The sequence below is a fragment of the Catalinimonas alkaloidigena genome (genome assembly GCF_029504655.1).
Taxonomy (GTDB): domain Bacteria; phylum Bacteroidota; class Bacteroidia; order Cytophagales; family Cyclobacteriaceae; genus Catalinimonas; species Catalinimonas alkaloidigena.
In genome coordinates, this window is record NZ_JAQFIL010000001.1 from 7,514,270 (window position 1) to 7,536,512 (window position 22,243).

Consider the following 22,243-nt stretch of genomic DNA (forward strand, 5'->3'; position numbering starts at 1 on the left):
AATAGATGCATAGTTTATTAACCTTTCTGTACAATTACAGGTCCTCATTCTTATTTGTCCTTTTAGAATCCTTAAGTATTTTCTTCATTGTCAATAACAATTCTTATCATCAGGCGGCAGTGCTGAATTCTTCTAACAGGCTGGTAGCTTCGGTCATGACAACTACCAATTCTGTTTCAGAATACTTTTCGCTAAAGGAAGTTAATCAGCGCCTGGCAGCGGAAAATGCCCGCCTGCATGAGTTGATGATTAGTGGAGAACCACGCAATAATAGTAATTTATTGCTTAGAGATTCTTTAGCGTTGGAAGCAATGGCTGAAGATTCTGTATTTGTACTACCCGAAGTCATAAGTAAGAGTGATAGTGTGCGGATGAAGCAGTTTGCCTTTGTTCCGGCTAAGGTGGTAGACAATACTGTGCATCGGGCCAAAAACTATGTCACAATTAATAAAGGCAGGCTGGATGGAATAGAACCGGATATGGGCGTCATTAGTTCGGATGGAGTAGTAGGTAAGGTTAAGGATGTGTCTGATCATTTTGCCGTAATTACCTCCGTTTTACATACGGATATGTTTGTATCGGCACTGGTCAAGCGCTCAAGTACACTGGGGTCTATAGTATGGGCTGGTACCAACCCCCGTCTGGCTAACTTGGATAATATTCCCATCCACATCAACATCATCAATGGTGATACCATCGTTACCTCAGGCTACAGTGGCATTTATCCTCCAAACACCATGATCGGAACAGTGTCAGAGGTAAGACCAGAAGAGGATGCCGCGTTCTATGATATAGACATCAACCTTTCCAATGATTTTTACAAGTTATCTTATGTATATGTGGTAAAGAACCTGCTACGAAATGAGCAGGATTCATTGGAAAATATAATAACAGCCGATGAATAGTCGCTATCTTATACCACAAGCCATCAATTTTGTAGTATATATTTTACTACAAGTCTTTATTGTCAGGAATCTTGTACTCTTTGATGTAGCATTCTGTTTTGTATACATCGCTTTTTTGCTCCTTTTGCCCATTGAAGCCGCTGCCATTACCTGTATGCTATTAGGTTTTACCACAGGGCTGGTCGTTGACATATTTTACAATACTTTTGGAATTCATGCAGCAGCATGTGTGTTCATTATGTACATAAGGCGCTACTGGATCAGTGCACTTACACCCAGAGGAGGTTATGATATCGGTATGACCCCCAGTCCCCGCGCCATGGGGTTTAGATGGTTTATTACTTATGCTGTCCCTCTGATCTTCGTACATCATGCTACCGTGTTTTTTGTAGAGATAGGTGGCTTTAGTTTGTTTTATTATACACTGATAAAAGCATTGGCCAGTACTGCGTTTACTTTTATATTAGTTACGGTAATTCAGTACATCATACATACGCCCAGAAGAACTGTTCTATGAAGAATAGTAACCGAAAGTATATTATCCGTGGAGCTGTAGTGCTCATAGCGGTGGTTTTTACAATCAAATTATTTTCTATACAGGTCCTTAGTACCGACTATCGGAATAAGGCGGAGAGCAATATTGTGGAAAAGGAAATCCGCTATCCTTTTCGTGGGCTAGTCTATGACCGCAATGGTAAACTAATTGTATTCAACGCTCCGGTATATGATTTGGAAGTAATTCCTAAAGAAGTGGATCTTAAGGATACTTTAGCTTTTTGTAGGCTATTTGATATCACTAAAGAAGATTTTATAGAGAAAATAGAAAAAGCCAAGGACTACTCTTATGTAAAACCTTCTGTCTTTATCAAGCAAATCTCCAATAAGACTTTCGCTACAGTACAAGATTATCTGATCAACTATCCGGGTTTTCGTATACAGGCAAGAACCAACCGGGCATATACACATCGTAGCCTGGCTAATGCGCTGGGCTATATTGGAGAAATCAGCAGGTATCAGTTGGAAAGAGACTCCATCAACTATTACCGTCAGGGTGATTATATTGGTATCAGTGGGATTGAGTCTATGTATGAGGAACAACTGCGTGGAAAACGAGGGGTGAAATACAAAATGGTGAATGTAAGAGGGGTGGAAAAAGGATCCTTTAAAGATGGCGCTCTCGATACCCTTTCTATTCCGGGTGAGAACCTGCAGAGTACGGTAGATATTGACTTACAGGAATATGCTGAGACCCTCATGATGGGGAAAAGAGGTAGTGTAGTTGCTTTGGAGCCCAAAACTGGCGAAGTACTCACTTTTGTAACCGCCCCTTCTTATGATCCTAATATGCTTTCTGGCAGAGAGTACAGCAAAAACTTCTCTACCTTACTGGCTGATACCGCGAAGCCCTTATATAACCGCCCCCTGATGGGGGCTTTCCCTCCGGGATCTATTTTCAAAACCGTTCAGGCATTGGTAGGCTTGCAGGAAGGGGTAATCACGCCGCAGACCCGTTTCTATTGTGACAGAAGTATCATTGCATGCCACGGACCACATTCTCATGAAGACCTTAAAGGTGCCATTGAAGTATCCTGTAATCCTTATTTTTGGAATACTTACAAACGCATTTTAAATCAGGGAGAATCGGATAATACTTTTAAAGATACTGAAATAGGCCTGGAAAAGTGGCGTAAGCATGTGATGAGTTTTGGTATGGGGCAACCTCTGGGCATAGATTTGCCCAATGAAAGAGGAGGTTACGTTCCTGCCCCCTCGCTCTATGATAAGATTTATGGGGATGATCGTTGGAAGTTTTCTACTATCTATTCCAATGCGATTGGCCAGGGAGAGTTACAAATTGTCCCCCTTCAAATGGCAAATGTAGCATCTATAATAGCCAATAGAGGCTATTATGTAACTCCTCACCTGATCAAGGCCATCGGAGAAGATGGTAAGCCGCTGGAAAAATATCGTGAAAAAAATTATACCACCGTAGATCCTCAGCATTTTGACGTAGTGGTAGAAGCAATGCATGATGTGGTGGAAAGAGGTACCGGATCGTATCGTGCCAAACTCAAAGGTATTGAGGTTTGTGGTAAGACAGGTACTGTACAAAATAGCCAGGGAGAAGACCATTCGGTGTTTATCGCCTTTGCACCTAAAGATGATCCACAGATCGCTATCGCTGTATATGTGGAAAATGCAGGTCAGGGAGCACGTGCTGCGGCAGGAATTTCCGGTCTGATGATCGAAAAATACCTTAATGGGTGTACGGATAGATATCAGATGGAAGATTATATTTTGGAAGGAGACTTTATATACTAAGGTGAGAGAAAATAATAATTTAGTAAACCGTATTGACTGGGGAGTGATTCTCCTGTATTTCTTACTGGTAGGCTTAGGATGGCTCAATATATTTGCCGTGGTATATGATGCACAAAATCCTGACCTGAGTATATTCGATATGAACATTAACTCAGGAAGACAGCTTATCTGGATAGGTACAGCGGCAGTAATCATATTCGTGATTATGCTGACAGACTTTCGCTTCTACGATTCTTTCGCCTATTTTATTTATGGAGGTGTAATCCTGATCCTGACATTTGTATTGCTCTTTGGTACTGAGGTAGCAGGTTCTAAGTCCTGGTTTTCTATCGGTAGTTTTCGCTTGCAGCCTTCTGAATTTGCCAAGTTTGCCACCGCCTTGGCAGTAGCTAAATTTATCAGCTCTGACAATAAAACTTTCAGCAGCCTGAGGCCTCAGCTCACATTATTTGCAATTATCGGATTGCCTGCCGTGCTCATTATCCTTCAGGGAGATACCGGAACGGCAATGGTATTTAGTGCCTTTGTGGTGGCTTTCTACCGTGAGGGGTTTTCTCCTGTACTGTTAGGAATAGGCATAGCAGCAGCCATACTTTTCATCTTGACATTATTCGTCCCCCAGCTTTATCTGATGATTGCAGTCATCGTAACGGCTTTCCTCCTGATCGGGATCAATGCCCGCAAGACCAAACGAATTATGGTGATTGCCCTGTCAGCCGTAGCGATTATGGGAGTGATTTTCAGCGTAGATTTTATTGTGTCTGATGTGCTGAAGCCTCACCAGCAGAACCGTATCAAAGCATTGATTAATCCGGAAGCGGATCCTTTGGGGTATGGGTGGAACGTAACTCAGTCCAAGATCGCGATAGGTTCCGGTGGCATGTGGGGTAAAGGCTTTTTGGAGGGTACACAAACAAAGTTTGACTTCGTGCCTGAACAAAGCACTGACTTTATTTTCTGTACTATTGGAGAAGAGCATGGCTGGTTCGGAAGCCTGATCCTTATTGTTCTGTTTTCTCTTCTACTTATTAAAGTAACCGCTATTGCTGAAAGACAAAAAGCTACCTTTGCCCGTGTGTATGGTTATGGTGTGGCAGGCATATTGTTCTTCCACTTTGCCGTCAATATCGGTATGACTATCGGCCTCTTTCCGGTTATAGGTATTCCGCTACCTTTCTTTAGCTACGGAGGGTCTTCACTGTGGGCCTTTACTATACTTTTGTTCATTTTGGTGAAGCTGGATGCCCATCGTATGCAGATCCTGACCCGCTCTTAGAATCTTTTGGAGAGTAGCTCCATAAATTCCATAACTTCTTCAGAGTCCATTTTCCATTGATACTGCGGAGCAAAATCCCGTCTGATAAGTCCCACAGCTTCCGCATAGGTATTCTGTGAGTCTATCTCTTCTAAGATCTGACGGAATGCTTCAGGGTCATTGTTAAATAGCTCTCTGACAAACATGAACTTTTGGTTGACACTGATATGACTGGAAAGGCTTTCAATCTTCCTCTGTTGGTGCATATCAGCTAGTGTTGAGCGATCAGACTTATTCAGATAATCATTAAGGGTACGAGGACCCTCTTCTTTCTTTTCTTCTTTTGGCGGTTCTTCCTGAGTGATATATGGTTCATTGACCTGGGGAGAAGAATAAGAAGTAGTGGTATTGGAAAATAATGTTTCAGTTTGCAGGGGCACTTCCTGGCTAAGTTGCTGAATATAAGGCTCAGTATCTTCGGGCGGTTCCTGTACCTGCTCAAATACCTGATTAAATAGTTCAGTAATTCTTTCTGTACTGATTATATGTAACGTTTCATGACGACACTTGTCTAGCAGCCTTTCCAGTAAGGTACGATTAATTCTAACGTATTTTAGTATCTCTTCAAGTTCAGATACCGTCCATGATTGTTTATTGGCATGAGTTAGCAGGAGGTAGAAATAATCATAAGGAGCGAGCACAAGGTAAAGTGTATCTTTGGTAGCTTTTTCCAGCAGAGGACGCAGATGATGTTTATTAATCAGGATATTTTGTGAAACAACATCCATAAAACTAGCTAGCGCAGATTTAACTTCTTCAGCCTGATAGTTGAAATAAGGACTCTTCAACTGCTCTACCTCACTCTTCCAATGGAAAAACAGCTCCTTTATCACAAACAAGTTAATTTGTTTGAGAGGAGTAAGTCCCAGAATATCCTGCCCATTAAGTTTTTCTTTCTGTTGAAAGGCCTGGCTCTGCATCTTGTCACTAAATGCGCTACTGTATTGGCTTACGGCTTCTTCTTTTAATTTGCTCTCCATAAGGATATTTATTTCTTTTGTACGAAAGCTCTCTTAGTCTTTTACTTGCTAAAGTAAATCATATTATCAAAGCGTAGCAAGGCAAAGCTTTCACTTCACCATTAATTCCTTAAGATTCATGTTTATAGAACCGCAGATGGGTGGTGCGCACTACGATAACATACAGGCCGGTTGGATAGAAGTAATTTGTGGCTGTATGTTTTCCGGAAAAACAGAAGAACTCATACGAAGGCTAAACAGGGCAATTATCGCCAAGCAACATGTTGAGATATTCAAACCTTCTTTAGATACCCGATACCATACGGAAGAAGTGGTGTCGCACAATCAGAACCGAATTGCTTCTACAGTGGTAGATAAAGCTGAGGATATACTGGATAAAGCGGACAGCTGTAAAGTGGTAGGTATTGATGAAGCACAGTTTTTTGATGAAGGTATTGTAGAAGTCTGTAATACCCTTGCTAATCAGGGTAAACGCGTCATCGTGGCCGGCCTGGATATGGACTATGAAGGTAAACCCTTTGGGCCTATGCCCTATCTTATGGCAGTAGCTGAGTACGTGACCAAAGTGCATGCGATCTGTGCTGTGTCAGGAGCTCCAGCTTCTTTCTCATTCCGGCTGGGAAGCGCAAAAGAGAAAATGATGCTGGGGGCAAAAGAACAATATGAAGCGCGTAGCCGACTACATTTTTATCAAGGTACGGAGGAAAAGAAAAAGCGAAGCCAACAGCATGATGATAAAAAAGATGAGAATGGGTAAAGTAAAAGGCAGGGCAAGGTGGGTGTTAACAACTGGCGCTCTGATAAGCTTTATTTTGTGCTTTGCTCATTCACTTTTTGCGCAGCGTGAGATTCCTATTGGTACATGGCGCACCCATTTTTCCTATCAGCAAAGTAAGCTTGTTTGTCTGGCAAAAAACAAAGTGTATAGTGCTACTCAAAATGGTCTGTTTTTTTATGATCATCAGACTTCTTCACTTAACGTTTTATCTAAACTAGATGGTTTAAGTGATGCCGGACTTACTGCAATGGATTATCAGGAGGCAGGTGACCTTTTGATCCTTGCCTATAAAAGTAATCGGGTAGATGTGCTCTCTCCCGAAGGAATAGCTAGTTTTAGTCTTTTACAAGAGTCCGTTGGTAATGAACAGATCAATGCAGTTTTACTGAATGATCATATCGCTTACCTTGCTACAAGCTTAGGAGTTAGAGTACTGGAAATTGACACGGGAGAAGAAGAGTTAAATATTGGTATCCGTGAATCTTATACACGCCTGAGCAGTGTAGGCGAAACGCTTCCTGTTTATGATGTTACGGTTTTAGGAGATAGTATTTTTTTGGCTACAGATGAGGGGGTAATTGCCAACTCTCTGGATATCAACGTAAACCGACAGGACTTCGCAAGCTGGGAAAGGCTTGACGTATCTGAAAATTTACCGGTCAGCTATGTGGAGCAGGATGGAAAAAATATACTGGCTGCGGTAGATGGAGAGGGAATATACGCATTGATTGATGGCAACTGGATGCTGACGGAAATCGTCGTAGAGGGCTCTTTTTCAAGCTTTAATGCTTCAAGCGGGCAATTAGTAGCGGTGGCTGATGGACAGGTTTATATTTTGGGTGAGACACTTTCAACAGTAATTACTTCTAACCCTTCCGAGGCGGTGATAGATACTGAAGGTATTCTGTGGGTAGCTGACGCAACTGATGGATTAATCAAAATTGATCAGACCGGACAGGAACAACTTCTCCCTTCCGGTCCACTAAGTGATGATGTATACAGCTTACATTATGCCAATGGAAGTATGATCTTATTGCTGGATAGTAGGGAGGCAGGCTTTTCTATTTTTGAAGAGGGAAAGTGGCATAATTATCCTCCGGCAATTATTGCCGAGAATTTATCGCAGCTCTCACCGCCCCCCTTGGTAGATGTAGACTATTTGCCTGCTGAGCAGTCTTACTATTTTGCCTCTCTTGGTAATGGCGTAATTCGTTGGGATGGTGAAAACAGCTTTTCATCAATTACTTCTACTTCAGAAGAAAGTAGCCTGGCGAATGATGTAGTATCCAGTGTACTGGTTCAGAACACTCAATTATGGCTGAGTAATTATGATGTCCTTCCTTCAGTCCATCTTTACAATTCTGATGAAGGTAGTTGGCAATCTTTTGCACCAAATGGTTTGGCAGGTCAGTTTCCGGTAGATATGGTACTTGCTTATGATGATATGCCCTGGCTCTTGAGTAGTCGGCAGGGAGCAGGTGCTCATACAGGTTCAGAGCTAGTCGTTTTTGACGCGGCAAATAGTACTAGCTTACAAATCAGGGCCAATGTAGCTGTGGCTGATCTACCAGGAAATGAGTTTACCGATATAGCAGTTGACAGAGAAGGGCAGATATGGCTGGCCGGAAACGAAGGCGTAACTTATTTCCCTACGCCTGCTGATATTTTTTCCTTTCCCACTGCGATAAAACCTGTTTTCGAGAATCAGTTTCTGCTTTTTGGTGAATATATTACGAGTATAGCGGTGGATGGAGGAAACAGAAAATGGATAGGTACGAGAGATGGTGCTTGGCTCTTCAATGAAACAGGAGAAGAACTGGTGCATCATTTTGTGTCAGAGAACAGCCCTCTGCCTTCAGACAATGTTCTGGATATCAGCGTAAATGATGGTAGTGGTGAAGTATTTTTTTTAACAGAGCAGGGAGTAGTCTCCTATCGGGGAAGTTCTACTCAAGGTGAGGAAACGCAACAAACTGTAAAAATATTTCCTAATCCTGTGCCTGCTACTTTTGATGGACAGGTAGGCATAGAAGGGCTGGTAACTGATGCGAATGTGAAAATAACAACGATTTCAGGAACATTGGTAAGAGAAGTAGAAGCAGAAGGAGGCATGGCAGTATGGGATGTAAAAGACTACAGTGGAAGCCGGGTAGGTACTGGCGTTTATCTGTTATTCACTGCCTCAGAAGACGGTTCCCAAACATTTATAGCTAAAGTGGCTGTTATTAATTGAGATGCTACATAAGACAAAAGGTATAGTACTGAACTTTATCAAGTACCGGGAAACATCCATCGTGACCAGAATCTATACAGAAGCTTTTGGTTTGCAGTCTTACATTGTGAATAGTGTAAGGGGAGGAGGGAAAAAAAGTAAAGGGAAAATATCTCTGTTTCAGCCCCTTACGCTATTAGAGTTGGTCGTTTATTATAAAAAATCAGCCGGGCTCAACCGCATTTCAGAACTCAAATGTTTTGAACCTTATCAGTCCATTCCTTACGACTTTAAGAAGTCAGGCATGGCACTTTTCATCACTGAAGTACTGAATAAATGTTTGAAAGAAGAAGAAGGGAATGAGGCCTTATTTGAGTTCTTATATCATGCGCTTCTGGTTTTTGACCATTTACCGGAAGGTTACGAAAATTTCCACCTGCAATTTATGCTGAAGCTCAGTCGCTATCTGGGCTTTGCTCCCCGCTCTTCTGATGATGTATTTGGGCAGGTGTATGAACATATCGGCAAGCCCCAGGTATCCGGTGAAGAGGAGGCAGTACTTGGTGAACTGATTAATGCTCCTTTTACTCAACATATAAAAAGTAGCAATACCACCAGACGTATTTTGCTAGATGATTTAGTTAAGTTTTACCAATTACACATAGAAGGCTTCAGTGACCTCAAGTCTACTGCTGTGCTTAGAGAAGTTATGGAATAAAAAAAAGCGGGAGGTCCTCCCGCTTTTTTACTTGAAATATTGAAATTCTTGATTAAGAGGCTGGTTCTTCACCTGCTTCCAGCGTAAAAGTTCTTTCCTCGCTATTGAAAGGGCCATCTATCAGATTGCCTTCGCTGTCTACCAGCTCAATCTTGACTGTGTTTTCGCCCATAGGCAAACCTTCAAATACCATGGGGGCCCACTCATCTACCATAAATTCATGGTCACCATTTACAGTCACTCTTACCTGATTTCCATTAGCACCAATTTCAGTATTGACCAGATAGAAGTCAAAAAGTACTGTTTCAGTATCAGCGCCTGTATAAGTACCTTTGGGTCGGCTATAGAAAAGCATAGGAGCAGAAAGGTCCACTTCTTCACTTTCTCCCTCTCCTACTGTAAATTGAGAAACTGTAAAAGCTTCAGGCTGCTTTACACTTTCGTGGTAAGATCTTGAAAGGAATGAAAGTGCTACATAATGCCCATTGTCCAACTCCATCTCATGCGTAGGCTCATATAAAGCATAATAAGGATTATTATTCAAAATTAGATGAATATGTTGACCTTTCCCGGAATTAGCTAAAGGCTTTTGGTCAGCATCGGAAGTTTGGGCACCTAGCTCATAATTGGTTACATCATAATTGAAGGATACAGTATTGCCATTGATGGTTGCTCCTTCTGAAGGAGAGCTGATTTCCAGAATCGCATCAGGGTAGTCTACAGAAGCAGGTGCAGAAGATAATGTTACTTCTGGCATGCTTTCTTCCTGCGTATCGCCTGAAGCGTCGCTCATATCGGATCCTTCTTCTTCCTGAGTGCCGGTAGATCCACAAGAGGCAAGAGCAAACAGAAAAAATAAAGAAATAAAAGATAAAAATAAGTTTTTCATAGCACAGTTTTTTTTAGTTTGATGAAGCGCAAAGTTATTACAAATTTTGCCTTATTGTCCAATTAAAGAAGTTTAAATAAAAAAGTACAAAGATGGCAGATGCATCATTTGATAATATACCTTCCCTGAATTTAGATAATTTCAGAAGTGGTAACAATGAAGAAAAGACAAAGTTTGTTGCTGAGCTTGGAAATGCATTCAACAACGTTGGTTTTGTTGCTATCAAAAACCATGGCCTCAGTGATGACCTCCGAAACAAGCTTTATCTGGCTATTCAAGAGTTTTTTAGCCTACCTGAAAGTGTAAAGAGACAGTATGACAAGGCTGAATTACACGGACAGCGTGGATATACCAGCAAGGGTAAAGAACATGCCAAAGGGCGTACTACTGGTGACCTTAAAGAATTCTACCAGATTGGTCAAATCGTAGAAGATGATGATCCGCTTGGAGAAATATATCCTGATAACCTTTGGCCTTCTGAATTACCTACGATGGAGAAGTATGCTACCCAGGCTTTTAAAACACTGGAAAGCGCTGGTCAGGATATCCTCAAGGCAGTAGCACTGTATCTTGAGTTACCGGAAAACTATTTTGATGATAAAGTACACAATGGTAACAGTATCTTAAGAGCCATTCATTATTTTCCTATTGAAGACCCTGATGCTATCCCGGCAGACGCAGTGAGGGCTGCTGAGCATGGAGATATAAACCTGATTACTCTACTCATGGGAGCAAGTGCTGAAGGGCTGGAAATTCAGCGTAGAGATGGCAAGTGGTTTCCTGTAACGGCCCTGCCAGATCAGATTGTAGTAAATGTAGGAGATATGCTGGCACGACTCACTAATGATAAACTTAAGTCTACCATCCATAGGGTGGTGAACCCTCCTAAGGAAAAAATGAAGACTTCCCGCTATTCAATTCCTTTCTTTCTGCATCCACGTTCGGAGATGGACCTCACCTGTCTTGAAAGTTGTGTAAGTAATGAATACCCTAAAAAGTACCATGATATGACGGCAGGGGAGTTTTTGGATGAAAGGCTGACTGAAATCGGTTTAAAAAAGTAATGTTTGTATACGTTAAAAAAATAAAGCCTTATTAAGGTCAACTCAAGTGGTCAGGCGTGTTCGTCATATTATTTTTCTCAAAGATATATTCTTACTCACGATCAGTGCCTTTGGAGGTCCACAGGCACACATGACCTTGCTTTTACGCATGATGGTAGAGAAAAGGCGTTATCTGAGTGAGAAAGAGCTTATAGAGCTTTATGCGCTATGTCAGATACTCCCCGGACCCACCTCTACCCAAACCATTACTGCGATAGGCTATAGGATAGGAGGGGCTAAACTTGCCTTTCTTACCCTGATCGTCTGGGTTTTTCCGGCTGTCACTATCATGACTGCTTTAGCCATAGTGGTTTCACACTTTCAGCGGCAAGAGCTATCATTAGCGTTTACGCGTTTTATCCAGCCCATGGCAGTTGGTTTTGTGGCTTATGCCTCCTATACGATCAGCAAAAAGGTCGTGAGTACAAGAACAGGTATTGTGATCATGCTGCTGGCAGCAGTGGTGTCGTTTTTCATCCGTAAACCATTTATTTACCCTTTGCTTCTATTTCTGGCAGGATTTGCTACTTCTGTTAAATGGCAAAGACATCCTCAGGAACAAAAACAAAAAATGTCTATCAAATGGGGTAATCTAATCCTTTGGATAAGTGTGTTAATAATTGCAGCAATTGTGGGAGGAATTACACAGACTTTGCCCATACGTTTGTTTGAAAATTTTTACAGAAACGGCAGCTTAATATTTGGGGGCGGGCAGGTACTGATTCCATTATTATATACAGAATTTGTAGACTTCCTTGGATATCTAAGTTCAGAAGAGTTCCTTTCTGGATATGCGATGGTGCAGGCAGTTCCTGGGCCTACATTTTCTTTTAGCGCATATATAGGTGCATTAGCGATGAGAGGTTATGGCATGAGTGGAGAAATATTGGGAGGGATAGTAGCCTCGGCAGGGATCTTTTTACCCGGTACATTTCTCATTTTTTTTATGATCAGATTTTGGGAGGAACTGAAAAAATACCGCGTGATCAAAGCTTCTTTAGAAGGAGTTACTGCGGCAAGCTCAGGGATGGTGATTGCCGCAGCTTTCCTGTTAATGGAGCCTATCTCAGCAGATTGGATGAATACGGCTTTTATATTAGGAACATTTCTACTTTTGAAGTTCACACCAATTCCAGCCCCTTTGATCATCCTGGCCGGTTTGGGAATCGGCTTCATATTATAAAGAAAAACCCTTCCGAAGAAGGGTTTAAAGTATTTATGAAGTCTGTTTTATTCGGAGCTTATTTTCCCTCTGCTCTAAAAATCACCATAATAGTCATCATAATAATTTTTAGGTCCAACGAAAAAGACACATTCTTTAAGTATAAAAGGTCAAAACGTAATCTCTGAACCATCTCATCAATATTTTCAGCATACCCAAACTTAATTTGACCAATAGAAGTAATACCCGGCTTGATATGATGTAAATACTTATACTGTGGGGCAACTTCTACAATTTGATCAATATAGTATCTTCTTTCTGGTCTGGGACCTACAATAGACATATCGCCTTTCAACACATTGAAGAACTGAGGAATCTCATCTAATCGTAGTTTTCTCATCAGCCTACCCCATGGAGTAATACGAGGATCGTTATTATACGCTAGACAAGGCCCTTTGCACTCTGCATTGGTATACATACTTCTAAACTTGTAGATATGAAAGGGCTTTCCGCCTTTACCAATTCTTTCCTGTGAAAAAAGTACAGGGCCTCTTGAAGTAACTAAAGTGAGCAGAGCTACTAATAAAAATACCGGCAAACCTAAGATAATCACAGCCAAAGAAAACGTGATATCAAAAGCGCGTTTAAAAACAACAGCCTTTACATCTTCGGTAGAAGCATCAGTTATATTTAAAACAGGTATATTATCATACCTTTCAAGGGTTACACCCTTGTAGGCATAAGCACGATAATCAGTAATTACTTTTGTCTTTCTTCTAAAACGCTCTCCAAAATTGAGAATCTGCTGTACTGTTTCATGCTCCAGATAAGGCGTACAGCAATAGATTTCATCAACTTCATTTTTAAGAACAAAGTCACGCAATTTATCTATGCCCCCCAAAACCTGCTTTTCTTCAGTAGCTTTATCATCAAAATACCCCAGAAATCTGTATCCATACTCTCTGTGACGGCCAAAGAAGCTTGTTAATTCTTCAGCAATTTCACCATATCCAGCTATTACAATTTTTCTGTTATTATATCCTTGTAGCCTATATTGTCTTAAAAAGTACGTAAATACTGCTTTCCAAAGCGAAACCATGAAAAACAGAAGGAGGTATGAAATGATCAAATGCTCTCTTGAATAGTAAAAAGCCTTAAAAGCTATGAAAAACACAGCTACTATCAGAGCATGCAATAATATGGAAGTATAATGCTTAACTAATATGTTAGGTATCGTGGAAGAAACCCTGGAGATCTTGTAAGGCTTGATGATCAATATAGACAAGATCCAGGAAATATTAACAAAAAATAAGAGCCCTGAATAGGGTGAATTAAACAAAGTGCTAACTCCTTCAAATACAAAAAGATAAGAAGCTAAAAAGGATAAGTTGAGAAGTAATAAATCTACTCCTATGTGTATCGTCCTTATATTTTTAGAGAAACGGTGGTTCATGTGCTATTCTCTTAACTTAATCAACTATCAAAGTTTTGTCTAAGCATATTAAACATTTATCATGCCAGGGTTGCCTCCCTTGACACATAAGAGGATCAGATAGTTGTAATAGGGTTTATCTAAGGCTTCGCAAAGTTTAAGTTTGTAGAAGGATATGCCAAACCCATATTGTTGAATCTCTGTATGATGTAATAAATGAATTAAATCTGATCAAATTCATCTAAATTTTTAGCGGGAGCAAAGCTAATTCATTAAAAATCTAAAAAAAAAGGTATGCCATTAAAAAATATGAAATTAAGGGAGGTTTACTTAAGATTCATACTCAAGCACTCCTTTGTACAATTATTTGATCAAAATATTAAAATTGAAGCACTTATATTTCTATTACTGCTTATTTAGTTTGATGAAGGTACCACTTGACCACTTAATACCAAACATAACTCCCATGTTTTTCGATAGCTCTCCAGCCTCCATTGTATAGGTTATACTTGTTTTTAGCTTATCATTTATTTTAAAAACAGATTCTAAGAGCATATAATGCTGTCTTAAAGGGGGGACAAATTCATATGTTAGGTCTGGGTTGGTTCTGCTCCCCCACTCTTGAATCCCTCCATTCAGTCCTCCATAAGTACCATAGTTTAAAGTAGTGGTCATGAGCAGTTTATACTCAAGTTGTGGAATAACTCTACCTTTCAAACCAATATGGTGGGCAATGATTCTATTGTTCACGATATTGAAATCAAATTTACCTTCGTCTGGATCTGAAAAGTCTTTGATATAGGTTTGTGCTCTCTGGTTGGTAAAGAAAAGCGGAGTACCTAGAATATGTCCTTTATGAGTCCATCCGGTTCTATATAGATAGTTATTATAATAGTTATCTCTGCCGCCATAGGAATAGCCAAAATTGTCAAAATCATTAGGACGAGCATCCGTAAGCCCGGGACCACTCTGGTATAAGGTGTTTATGTACTCATAATTGATTTTTGTAAGGTATAAGGATTCAGACTTATTTTTAATGACGAGGCCTAACAAGCGATCTTTATTCTTCCAAATGCGGCTCCCAGACCAATCTTCATAGGGAACTTGATAATAAGCTTCAAAGTCCAGAGCGCGAAGCGACAGGCTTGCTCCTATATCATAAATACCTAAATTATCTCCTAATGCATTGAGCTGCTCTCCTACAATATTATTATTGGTAGCAGGAACTCCCTCTGCACTTTTTGCAGCAATGACTCGCAAGAAATCCCTAAAGCTAGCCGGGATTTTCCCTTCGGTAGGATGCTCACCTCCCCAAAGCACAAAATGAACAAGACCTGTATAAACATTGAATTTTTTGTTGCCACCAAAACGGAGATAAAAAGTTTTCTCATGAAGAAATGGTTTACTAATGAAGCGTTCATCTTTGAACCAGCCGTGTGCAAAAGAGCCCTTGAACTGTAGAAAACTTTTGGTGAAAGGGACATTTGTATATTCAGGAACTTCAAGTAAAATTTGAGGTAAGGGGGAGGCATTTTGGCTTATGGCTAAAGAACCACTAGATAAATCTTCTGCATGGGTACCCACTGTACGCTCTTTTTTCCCGATAGTAAGTTTTAGAAAGTCGTACTGAAACGCACCATAAGCTTGTTGAAGAAAGACAGAAGACACAGGAGAACTTTGATAGCTTGCTTTATAAATCGCATCCAGCCCTAAAGAAAAACCACCTTTTTTGAATAATTGCTGCTCTGTGAAGGTAGCTGCTCTTAAGAGGGTAGCCCGGCTATCTTGCAGGTCAAAGATTCCAAATCTGTTGGAAGCTAAATAATGAGGCAAATAGTCCTTTTGACTCAATGTTTGGAAAAAATCAAGACTGTAGGCAATGGTATCTTTATGCTGCTGGGCATAGCCTGTTGTTATTGCTTGATAGCAAAGTAAGAACAACAGAAACCCTCTAAATATGGTAAGCTTCATTTTGTTGATAATCTGCCAACTTGGATATGATAAAGTCTTTAATTTCCTGTTGAAACCGCAATACTGAGAAACTTTCAGCATGCTCTCTGATAAGCAAGGGGTCAAACTGATGATGATCCTCCTTGAATTTTTTGAGAGCTTCAATAATGGCATTTGTACTCTGTTGGTAGAAAAACAATCCCGTGACCCCATCTTTTACAGTTTCCAGTGATCCTCCTTTGCCAAAAGCAATTACGGGCGTTCCACAGGCCTGAGCTTCTACAGGAATAATACCAAAATCCTCATCAGCAGCAAATACAAAAGCCTTGGCTCTTTGCATGTGAGAGATAAGTGTCTTTTGGTCCTGAAATCCCAGGAAAGTTATATTAGCGCAACCAGAAGCCTTTTCTCTTATTTTTTTGTTATCTGGTCCGTCCCCGATGACTACTAATCTTTCTTCAGGTATTCGAGAAAATGCCTCAACAATAACATCTATCTTTTTGTAAGGGACAAAGCGGGAAGCTGTGAGGAAGAAGTCTTCTTTTGCTGTGTGTAGTTCAAACTTCTCTACATGGACAGGCGGATAAATCACTTTTGCCTTACGCTTATATACCTTGTTTATTCTGGCTGCGATATAATTTGAATTGGCTATAAAATGGTCAATTCTATGGATTGTACTAAGGTCCCATTGTCTGAGGTAATGTAAAAATAGCTTTGCAAGGAAACCTTTTACCCCTTTATCTAAACCGGACTCTTTCAAATACTGATGGTATAAGTCCCAGGCGTATCGCATTGGTGAATGGCAATAACAGATATGCAGTTGGTTACTATTGGTAATTACTCCTTTAGACACAGCATGACTGTTAGAAATTACAACATCATAAGCAGACACATTGAGTTGTTCGATAGCTAGAGGCATCAAAGGTAAATAGTTTCTGTACCTCTTTTTTGCGAAGGGTAGTTTTTGGATAAAAGTAGTTTTGACCGGTTTGTTTTGTATAAAGTATTTTAGCTCATTAGGTAGAAACTCCACTACGCTGAAAAGGTCAGCATGAGGAAAGACATTCAGAATATGTTCCAGTACTTTTTCTGAGCCTGAATGATCTACAAACCATTCATGTATAATAGCAATTTTGAGCTTTTGCATTATTATTTGTTAATAGCGTAAAAAATCATAAGCTATCAAGGAGGTTGACATGTTCTCGGATTGATTGATCCCAAGTATATGAAGTAACCTGCTGTAGTCCTTTTTTAATGACTTTATCTTTCTCTTTCTGAGGGTAACTGAGTATTTTTTGAATATCTGTTGCCATCTGCTGAGCATCCGTCGGGTCAGTATAATGAATATCAGCACCACAAATTTCTGGCATGCTCGCATAGTTAGAAACCAGTACCGGACAGGCGCAAGCCATCGCTTCTAGAGGAGGAAGCCCAAAGCCTTCATATAGTGAAGGAAAGACAAACAGGTCAGCTAGACTATAAATCGCTGGTAAATCTTCATCAGCTACAAAGCCTGTAAAATGGATACTGTCTTCCAAGCTTTTGTCATGAGAGATACGGTCAAATACATGATTATCATTGGTAATGAAACCTTCCTTTTTTCCTACGATGACAAGAGAGAGGTGAGGGAATTTGTCCCTTATAAGAGCAAAGGCATTTATAAGAGATATTAAATTCTTATGAGGCTTGACATTGCCTACAAATAAGATAAAACTGTTCGGGAGCCTATATTTTTTTGTGACGCTCTGTAGTCTTTTGCTATCCCTGATAGGGTAAAAATGTGCATGATTCACTCCATTATATATCACCCTGATCTTATCAGAAGGACAAGCTGTATATTTAACAATCTCTTTCTTTGAGAACTGTGAAACAGTAATAACATGATGGCTTTTCTTGACAGCTGCCTGCATCATAATCTTCGCATAGAGCTTTTGTTTCAGGGAGAGCGTTTCAAGAAAAGCTAAATGATATACATCGTGAATTGTAACCAAGCGTTTTTTAGCTTTTATGGGCAATATGGGTACATTATAATGCGGTGACCAGAAAATGTCACACTTAGGCACTAAGGACGGGAACTTGAAAATTTCTTGTACAGAGTATATTGAAATATTACTGGTAATTTTTATGGCTTGATAAGAGGAAATCTCTTGCGCATCACCGATTAGTGTTAAATTATATCTTTCAGCCAATGTTGGAAGTAGGCTTTGTAAGTAAGTCCCTATACCGGAGGAGTAGAGCATGCGTGCGTCTATACATAATTTTTTCATAATGGAAAAAGCTAAGCGCTACTCTTGCTGCTAACTTTAGAAGTGTTAAGGTTTGCAGGTTTAAAAATATAGACTGCTATTGAGTAAGCTATTGGTACGCCTGCTGAAATAATTAGCAAAGTAAAAAATATTCCTTTACTGAATAGGTCAATTCGCCATAGTTCTGCGAATGCATATAGTATTATTGGATAAGCAGTATAGGTGTAGTTATTCTTGTTTTTATATAACCACCCTCCTAAAAAGCCAAAAAAAGTCGACCATCCCAGTAGTTTTAATATGGCTGTTGGACCATCTTTTGTAGATAATTCAGCGTATGCAGAATTTGCGGTAAGTGTAGAGTCTACATCTGTATATGCTCGATAGTCTACTCCACTAAAAGCAGCGAGAATATTATTACCTACTCCTAATGAAACCTGAAATGGAGCAGCCAAATAAGAGACAATGTTGGTAATTACCGCAGCAAGAGGATTACTATAACCCATATCTGCATACGAACCATAATTTCTAAGAAGAGTGGCTACAGAAAGCATGATAAAACCAAATACCATGAGTAATAACATACGGCTTAGTTTTACTTTTTTTAATAGAGAGCCATGACGATTAGCAAGCGCCAAAAAAACTAAGATACTACAGACTAACTGTAATCTTCTTCCAAAAAAAGCGATATAAAAAATAAATGCTGCAATATTGATAAAATCTAGGAGAGTAAATTTTCGGAGAATAATAAGCCTGTAAAGCGCCCAACCAAAAGTAATAATAGTTACATAACGAAGTGAAAATATACCTGCTGAGTAGTCTTGATATATCGCTTCTGCAATTTTGTTAGTAGTAAAACTAATAACAGAATATATAAACCCATTCAACCCCAATACCTGAAAAGTCACATAGACTGTATAAAAAAAACCAAAAAGGCCAATAATGGAATACCAAATATATATATGTGATCTATCGATATTAGCAAAGCGTTCAATTTCTTTTATTTTTGGGAACTTATTACCAGTTCTAAATGCGAGGTAGGTAAGAAATATAGCAGAAAAGTACCAAGAGAAAATAAATAACAAGCTAATAGCCCCTAAGTTCTCACGCTCCTCGAAACCCTGATAGAAACCTAAAAATTCTGGCAGAACCCAGGCAAAAGCACTTGCAAATACTGTGACTGCTATTATCCAATAAGGCTTTAGAACAGTGCTAAGTAATGATTGGGCTAGAGCTTCCGGCGACTTTTTTATTTTAATAGAACTCATGAATGCTTTACTTCCAGTGTACTATCTAGTTAGCTAATAAATTATAGTATTCACTTGCTGCCAGGAGGAATGCTCCTGTGCCATATTCCTGATGACCCTCTACATAAACTGGGCCAGGCTCATGCCAAGGTTGTTGTACATAGCCTAAACGTCCTTCCTCATTGATTAAAGCTAACATTCCTACCCAAGCTTTATCAATTAAAGGTAAATAAATATTTTTATGCAGATAGCCTTGGTTGACTCCCCATGCAAACGCATAAGTAAAAAAAGCAGTTCCGCTAGTTTCAGAGATTGGATATCTATTTGGGTCCAATAGGTTTGTTTTCCAAAGCCCGTCTATCCCTTGACGAAGAGCAATAGAATTGGCCATTTTTAAATATACATCAAGGTATCTCTCATACGTTGGATGTGTTTTAGGTAGATGGTTAAGCAAACGCACAATACCCGCTATGACCCATCCATTACCTCGGGACCAAAAAATTTTCTTTCCGTTGACATCAAGAGTATCTATGTATCTGTTGTCTCGATAAAACAACTGATCGTCCGTATCAAATAATGCCTCATAGGTATCCCACCAGAGAGAATCCATATACGTAATGTATTGGTGCTGCTGAGTAAGTTTGGCAAGGTGAGAAAGCACAGGAGGAGCCATAAATAAGCCATCGCACCAATTCCAAACCTGGCGGCCACTCCAATTATACATCATCATATCGTCAAATACAGAGACAATATCTTCAATCATGGCAGGGTCTTGATATTCTTCGTACAACTCCAGATATATTTGTCCTATTACATGGTCATCTCCGTGAGTTCTGCGAGGGCCAAGTTTATATTCATTGGAGATACACCAGTCCAGAACAATATTTTTATACCTTTCATCTTTCGTAGTACGATAAGTCGCCATAAGCCCGATGTAAAATACGGATCTTTCCCACATTTCAGAAACATCGTTAATTCTCTCAACAGGATTATTAAGCTGCCAGTCACTGACTTTTTTCATGATATCAGCCACCTCTTGCAACTTTGTGGACTTCTCTATTTTTTCATCTGAACACCCAGTGAGCAAAGGCAGGATTAAGATTAAATAAAATGTACGCTGTACTGAGTATGGAATGAGTTTATGAGAAAGGTAAAGCATCTGGCGTTGAAGGAGTAATAGGATATATATTTGTCAGAACTAACCATTAATTTTAGGATACTCTTGACCATTTTAGGCAATAAGATATACTAGGCATTATACTGCGGTACACTTTCTGATATAAACTTAGAGAGCCGTGGCTACGGTTTTCACAGGCTGGAAATGTACCATAGTATGACTAGGGATTTAACTTAAAGTGTTTCCATTTTTGTTGCTTTTTATTAGTAGTGTAGGATAAGTTTATTGAAATGTTTTTAGGGCCTACCTTACCTTTCTGTAATACTACGTCATTTTGATTGCTATCGCTTTTATAAGCAGCTGTGATGATAGAAATATCATCACTTATTGAAGCTTGATTGCCACCACCAATTTCAATAGATGTGAATTTCTGACGCTCCGACTCGATAAAGGCAGACATAACGGATATATGCTGACAATTGCTAATTAGAATTCCTCGAGATCCGGCAAACTTGCTTATGATAGTACTAAACTGAGCTTGCTGTAGATTATGAAATACAAGGCCGTTGTCCTTAGAACTTTTATAAGTATATAAATAGTTAACATCTACTCCTTTTGCATTCTCGATTTGAATATTTCCCTCATGTACTGATAAGCTGTCAATACTGATGTTACTTTCAGGCATAACAGAAGAACCCGCTTTTTGTGCAAGTACGCTTAAGCCATGAACAATTACGCTACCCCTATGGCTAATAAGGTTTGTGAGAGAAAAATTATTCAGGTTAATCATACGACAACGTTTGCCATGGGAGTCAACATTATTACAGCTAATTCCACTACATTTCTCTATGAGAAAATTATCATGTTTACAATTTGCTATTTGTATATTATTTAGAGAGACATCAAAATCCCAAAACCTTGCTTCCTCAAAGTTTACATTAAAACTCATAACATGAATTCCTACGTGGCAGGCTTCAGCAGTTACATTATGCACACTTATCGCCTTGGAAGCTTGGTACTCCCAATGAAACGTTCCTCCCTTTTTTCCTGCGTCAATGATTATACCCGCCTTTTTACCTTGCGCTTTAACATTTGAGATATTAACATGGTAAGCCCCGGCGATTCTTATACCGTTTGCTCCGCTATTATCATTAGAATTGATGTTATCAATAGAGCCCTTATAATTTGACCATTCTCCTAGCTCATCTTGAGCGTAAGGACCACTGCTTTTATTATAAAGTGATGCGCTTGCTGCTTTATAGTAAGTCACTAATGCTACATTATCATCACCTACATTTTCACCTGAAATTCCGTTAATTGTGTAATGTTGACAGGCATTTAAATGTACACCATCTGCCAAAGTATTTTTTAGAGTAATGTTTTTTATGGCAACATTGGAGCAGCCCATAAGGATCATGCCGGTCTGAGGAGTATTTTCAAAACTGCAATTCTCAATACTGATATGCTTGAAGGTATAAATAGAACTTGGGCCTGTTTCATTGCATGGCCCGTCAATCATTATGCCATCTCCCATGCTTCGGGAACTAGGGAGAACCTTCCATTTTACCTTTATACCTGAGAGAAGAAGGTTTTCTCCCGGGCCCTTGATGTAAAACGCATGTCCTGTGCCTTTGCCTGTACTGTCCAGGTTATCCATGAGCAATACAGCATCTTGATCAAATACTACTTTGATATCATACAGCTTTTCTATCACGAGAAGGGTTCCTTCCTGCTTTACTAAGTATGTCCCCGAGGGGAAGTATAAAGTTGTATCGTTTTGTAGTGATTGGGCGGCTTTTTTAATGGCCTCGGAGTCATCTGTTTCTGCATCGCCTACAGCCCCAAATTCTTTTACATTAATTATCCGCAT

General features: G+C 39.8%; 18 protein-coding genes. 9 read left to right on the forward strand and 9 right to left on the reverse strand.

The genetic code is table 11. The features are described from left to right. The first annotated feature begins 5 nt into the window (after positions 1-5). The 4 genes from mreC to rodA are packed head-to-tail and all read left to right on the forward strand — an operon-like array spanning position 6 to position 4,503. A complete protein-coding gene (mreC, locus tag OKW21_RS30625; protein ID WP_277487230.1) occupies positions 6-905 on the forward strand; it encodes a rod shape-determining protein MreC in 900 nt (299 codons plus the stop codon). Further along, a complete protein-coding gene (locus tag OKW21_RS30630) occupies positions 898-1,422 on the forward strand; it encodes a Rod shape-determining protein MreD (RefSeq protein WP_277487232.1) in 525 nt (174 codons plus the stop codon). Before mreC ends, OKW21_RS30630 begins: the two co-directional genes overlap by 8 nt. Then, positions 1,419-3,227: a penicillin-binding protein 2 gene (gene mrdA / locus OKW21_RS30635; RefSeq protein WP_277487234.1), complete on the forward strand. Its 1,809-nt coding sequence runs from the start codon at positions 1,419-1,421 to the stop codon at positions 3,225-3,227. The genes OKW21_RS30630 and mrdA overlap by 4 nt, the downstream gene beginning before the upstream one ends. Beyond that, positions 3,166-4,503 (forward strand): rod shape-determining protein RodA, encoded by a 1,338-nt coding sequence (rodA, locus tag OKW21_RS30640; RefSeq protein WP_338130106.1) that lies wholly within the window; start codon positions 3,166-3,168, stop codon positions 4,501-4,503. Before mrdA ends, rodA begins: the two co-directional genes overlap by 62 nt. Here rodA and OKW21_RS30645 read toward each other — a convergent pair. Continuing rightward, positions 4,500-5,522 (reverse strand): hypothetical protein, encoded by a 1,023-nt coding sequence (locus OKW21_RS30645; RefSeq protein WP_277487235.1) that lies wholly within the window; start codon positions 5,520-5,522, stop codon positions 4,500-4,502. The genes rodA and OKW21_RS30645 overlap by 4 nt on opposite strands. A gap of 118 nt (positions 5,523-5,640) precedes the next feature. Here OKW21_RS30645 and OKW21_RS30650 point away from each other — a divergent pair, with 118 nt between their 5' ends. From OKW21_RS30650 to recO, 3 genes are read left to right on the forward strand one after another with little or no spacing between them, the layout of a single operon-like run. Continuing rightward, positions 5,641-6,279 (forward strand): thymidine kinase, encoded by a 639-nt coding sequence (locus tag OKW21_RS30650; protein ID WP_277487237.1) that lies wholly within the window; start codon positions 5,641-5,643, stop codon positions 6,277-6,279. Beyond that, on the forward strand, positions 6,272-8,533 hold the full coding sequence (gene porZ / locus OKW21_RS30655; RefSeq protein ID WP_277487239.1) for a type IX secretion system anionic LPS delivery protein PorZ: 2,262 nt from the start codon (positions 6,272-6,274) through the stop codon (positions 8,531-8,533). Before OKW21_RS30650 ends, porZ begins: the two co-directional genes overlap by 8 nt. A gap of 1 nt (position 8,534) precedes the next feature. Continuing rightward, the gene (gene recO / locus OKW21_RS30660; protein WP_277487241.1) at positions 8,535-9,230 is read left to right on the forward strand and encodes a DNA repair protein RecO; all 696 of its coding nucleotides are present in this window, start codon (positions 8,535-8,537) and stop codon (positions 9,228-9,230) included. A 52-nt stretch (positions 9,231-9,282) separates the two neighbouring features. Here the strand turns inward: recO and OKW21_RS30665 are convergent, their stop codons facing one another. Beyond that, positions 9,283-10,119: an LptM family lipoprotein gene (locus OKW21_RS30665; protein ID WP_277487242.1), complete on the reverse strand. Its 837-nt coding sequence runs from the start codon at positions 10,117-10,119 to the stop codon at positions 9,283-9,285. Between the two features lie 92 nt (positions 10,120-10,211). Here OKW21_RS30665 and OKW21_RS30670 point away from each other — a divergent pair, with 92 nt between their 5' ends. Continuing rightward, entirely contained in the window at positions 10,212-11,183 is a 972-nt protein-coding gene (locus OKW21_RS30670) for an isopenicillin N synthase family dioxygenase (RefSeq protein ID WP_277487244.1), read from the forward strand. Between the two features lie 46 nt (positions 11,184-11,229). Then, positions 11,230-12,405 carry a chromate efflux transporter gene (gene chrA / locus OKW21_RS30675; protein WP_277487246.1) on the forward strand — a complete coding sequence of 392 codons (1,176 nt, stop codon included), beginning with the start codon at positions 11,230-11,232 and terminating at the stop codon, positions 12,403-12,405. A 58-nt stretch (positions 12,406-12,463) separates the two neighbouring features. On the opposite strand, the gene OKW21_RS30680 is transcribed toward chrA, so the two are convergent. The 7 genes from OKW21_RS30680 to OKW21_RS30710 all read right to left on the reverse strand — a co-directional run bounded on the left by OKW21_RS30680 (position 12,464) and on the right by OKW21_RS30710 (position 22,243). Further along, positions 12,464-13,837: a sugar transferase gene (locus tag OKW21_RS30680; RefSeq protein WP_277487248.1), complete on the reverse strand. Its 1,374-nt coding sequence runs from the start codon at positions 13,835-13,837 to the stop codon at positions 12,464-12,466. 384 nt (positions 13,838-14,221) lie between these two features. After that, positions 14,222-15,787, reverse strand: coding sequence for a capsule assembly Wzi family protein (locus tag OKW21_RS30685; RefSeq protein ID WP_277487250.1), 1,566 nt, complete (start codon positions 15,785-15,787; stop codon positions 14,222-14,224). Further along, complete coding sequence (locus OKW21_RS30690) at positions 15,768-16,913, reverse strand: glycosyltransferase family 4 protein (RefSeq protein ID WP_277487252.1); 1,146 nt, start codon at positions 16,911-16,913, stop codon at positions 15,768-15,770. The genes OKW21_RS30685 and OKW21_RS30690 overlap by 20 nt, the downstream gene beginning before the upstream one ends. A gap of 25 nt (positions 16,914-16,938) precedes the next feature. Then, positions 16,939-18,033 carry a glycosyltransferase family 4 protein gene (locus OKW21_RS30695; protein ID WP_277487257.1) on the reverse strand — a complete coding sequence of 365 codons (1,095 nt, stop codon included), beginning with the start codon at positions 18,031-18,033 and terminating at the stop codon, positions 16,939-16,941. 11 nt (positions 18,034-18,044) lie between these two features. After that, on the reverse strand, positions 18,045-19,277 hold the full coding sequence (locus tag OKW21_RS30700; RefSeq protein WP_277487259.1) for a hypothetical protein: 1,233 nt from the start codon (positions 19,275-19,277) through the stop codon (positions 18,045-18,047). Positions 19,278-19,302: 25 nt separating this feature from the next. Beyond that, on the reverse strand, positions 19,303-20,343 hold the full coding sequence (locus tag OKW21_RS30705; protein WP_277487261.1) for a glycoside hydrolase family 88/105 protein: 1,041 nt from the start codon (positions 20,341-20,343) through the stop codon (positions 19,303-19,305). Positions 20,344-20,593: 250 nt separating this feature from the next. Then, a complete protein-coding gene (locus OKW21_RS30710) occupies positions 20,594-22,243 on the reverse strand; it encodes a glycosyl hydrolase family 28-related protein (protein WP_277487263.1) in 1,650 nt (549 codons plus the stop codon).

Coding starts and splice junctions, on each gene's coding strand:
- mreC (WP_277487230.1), top strand. CDS start 6: ATGCATAGTTTATTAACCTTTCTGTACAATTACAGGTCCTCATTCTTA.
- OKW21_RS30630 (WP_277487232.1), top strand. CDS start 898: ATGAATAGTCGCTATCTTATACCACAAGCCATCAATTTTGTAGTATAT.
- mrdA (WP_277487234.1), top strand. CDS start 1,419: ATGAAGAATAGTAACCGAAAGTATATTATCCGTGGAGCTGTAGTGCTC.
- rodA (WP_338130106.1), top strand. CDS start 3,166: ATGGGTGTACGGATAGATATCAGATGGAAGATTATATTTTGGAAGGAG.
- OKW21_RS30645 (WP_277487235.1), bottom strand. CDS start 5,522: ATGGAGAGCAAATTAAAAGAAGAAGCCGTAAGCCAATACAGTAGCGCA.
- OKW21_RS30650 (WP_277487237.1), top strand. CDS start 5,641: ATGTTTATAGAACCGCAGATGGGTGGTGCGCACTACGATAACATACAG.
- porZ (WP_277487239.1), top strand. CDS start 6,272: ATGGGTAAAGTAAAAGGCAGGGCAAGGTGGGTGTTAACAACTGGCGCT.
- recO (WP_277487241.1), top strand. CDS start 8,535: ATGCTACATAAGACAAAAGGTATAGTACTGAACTTTATCAAGTACCGG.
- OKW21_RS30665 (WP_277487242.1), bottom strand. CDS start 10,119: ATGAAAAACTTATTTTTATCTTTTATTTCTTTATTTTTTCTGTTTGCT.
- OKW21_RS30670 (WP_277487244.1), top strand. CDS start 10,212: ATGGCAGATGCATCATTTGATAATATACCTTCCCTGAATTTAGATAAT.
- OKW21_RS30680 (WP_277487248.1), bottom strand. CDS start 13,837: ATGAACCACCGTTTCTCTAAAAATATAAGGACGATACACATAGGAGTA.
- OKW21_RS30685 (WP_277487250.1), bottom strand. CDS start 15,787: ATGAAGCTTACCATATTTAGAGGGTTTCTGTTGTTCTTACTTTGCTAT.
- OKW21_RS30690 (WP_277487252.1), bottom strand. CDS start 16,913: ATGCAAAAGCTCAAAATTGCTATTATACATGAATGGTTTGTAGATCAT.
- OKW21_RS30695 (WP_277487257.1), bottom strand. CDS start 18,033: ATGAAAAAATTATGTATAGACGCACGCATGCTCTACTCCTCCGGTATA.
- OKW21_RS30700 (WP_277487259.1), bottom strand. CDS start 19,277: ATGAGTTCTATTAAAATAAAAAAGTCGCCGGAAGCTCTAGCCCAATCA.
- OKW21_RS30710 (WP_277487263.1), bottom strand. CDS start 22,243: ATGCGGATAATTAATGTAAAAGAATTTGGGGCTGTAGGCGATGCAGAA.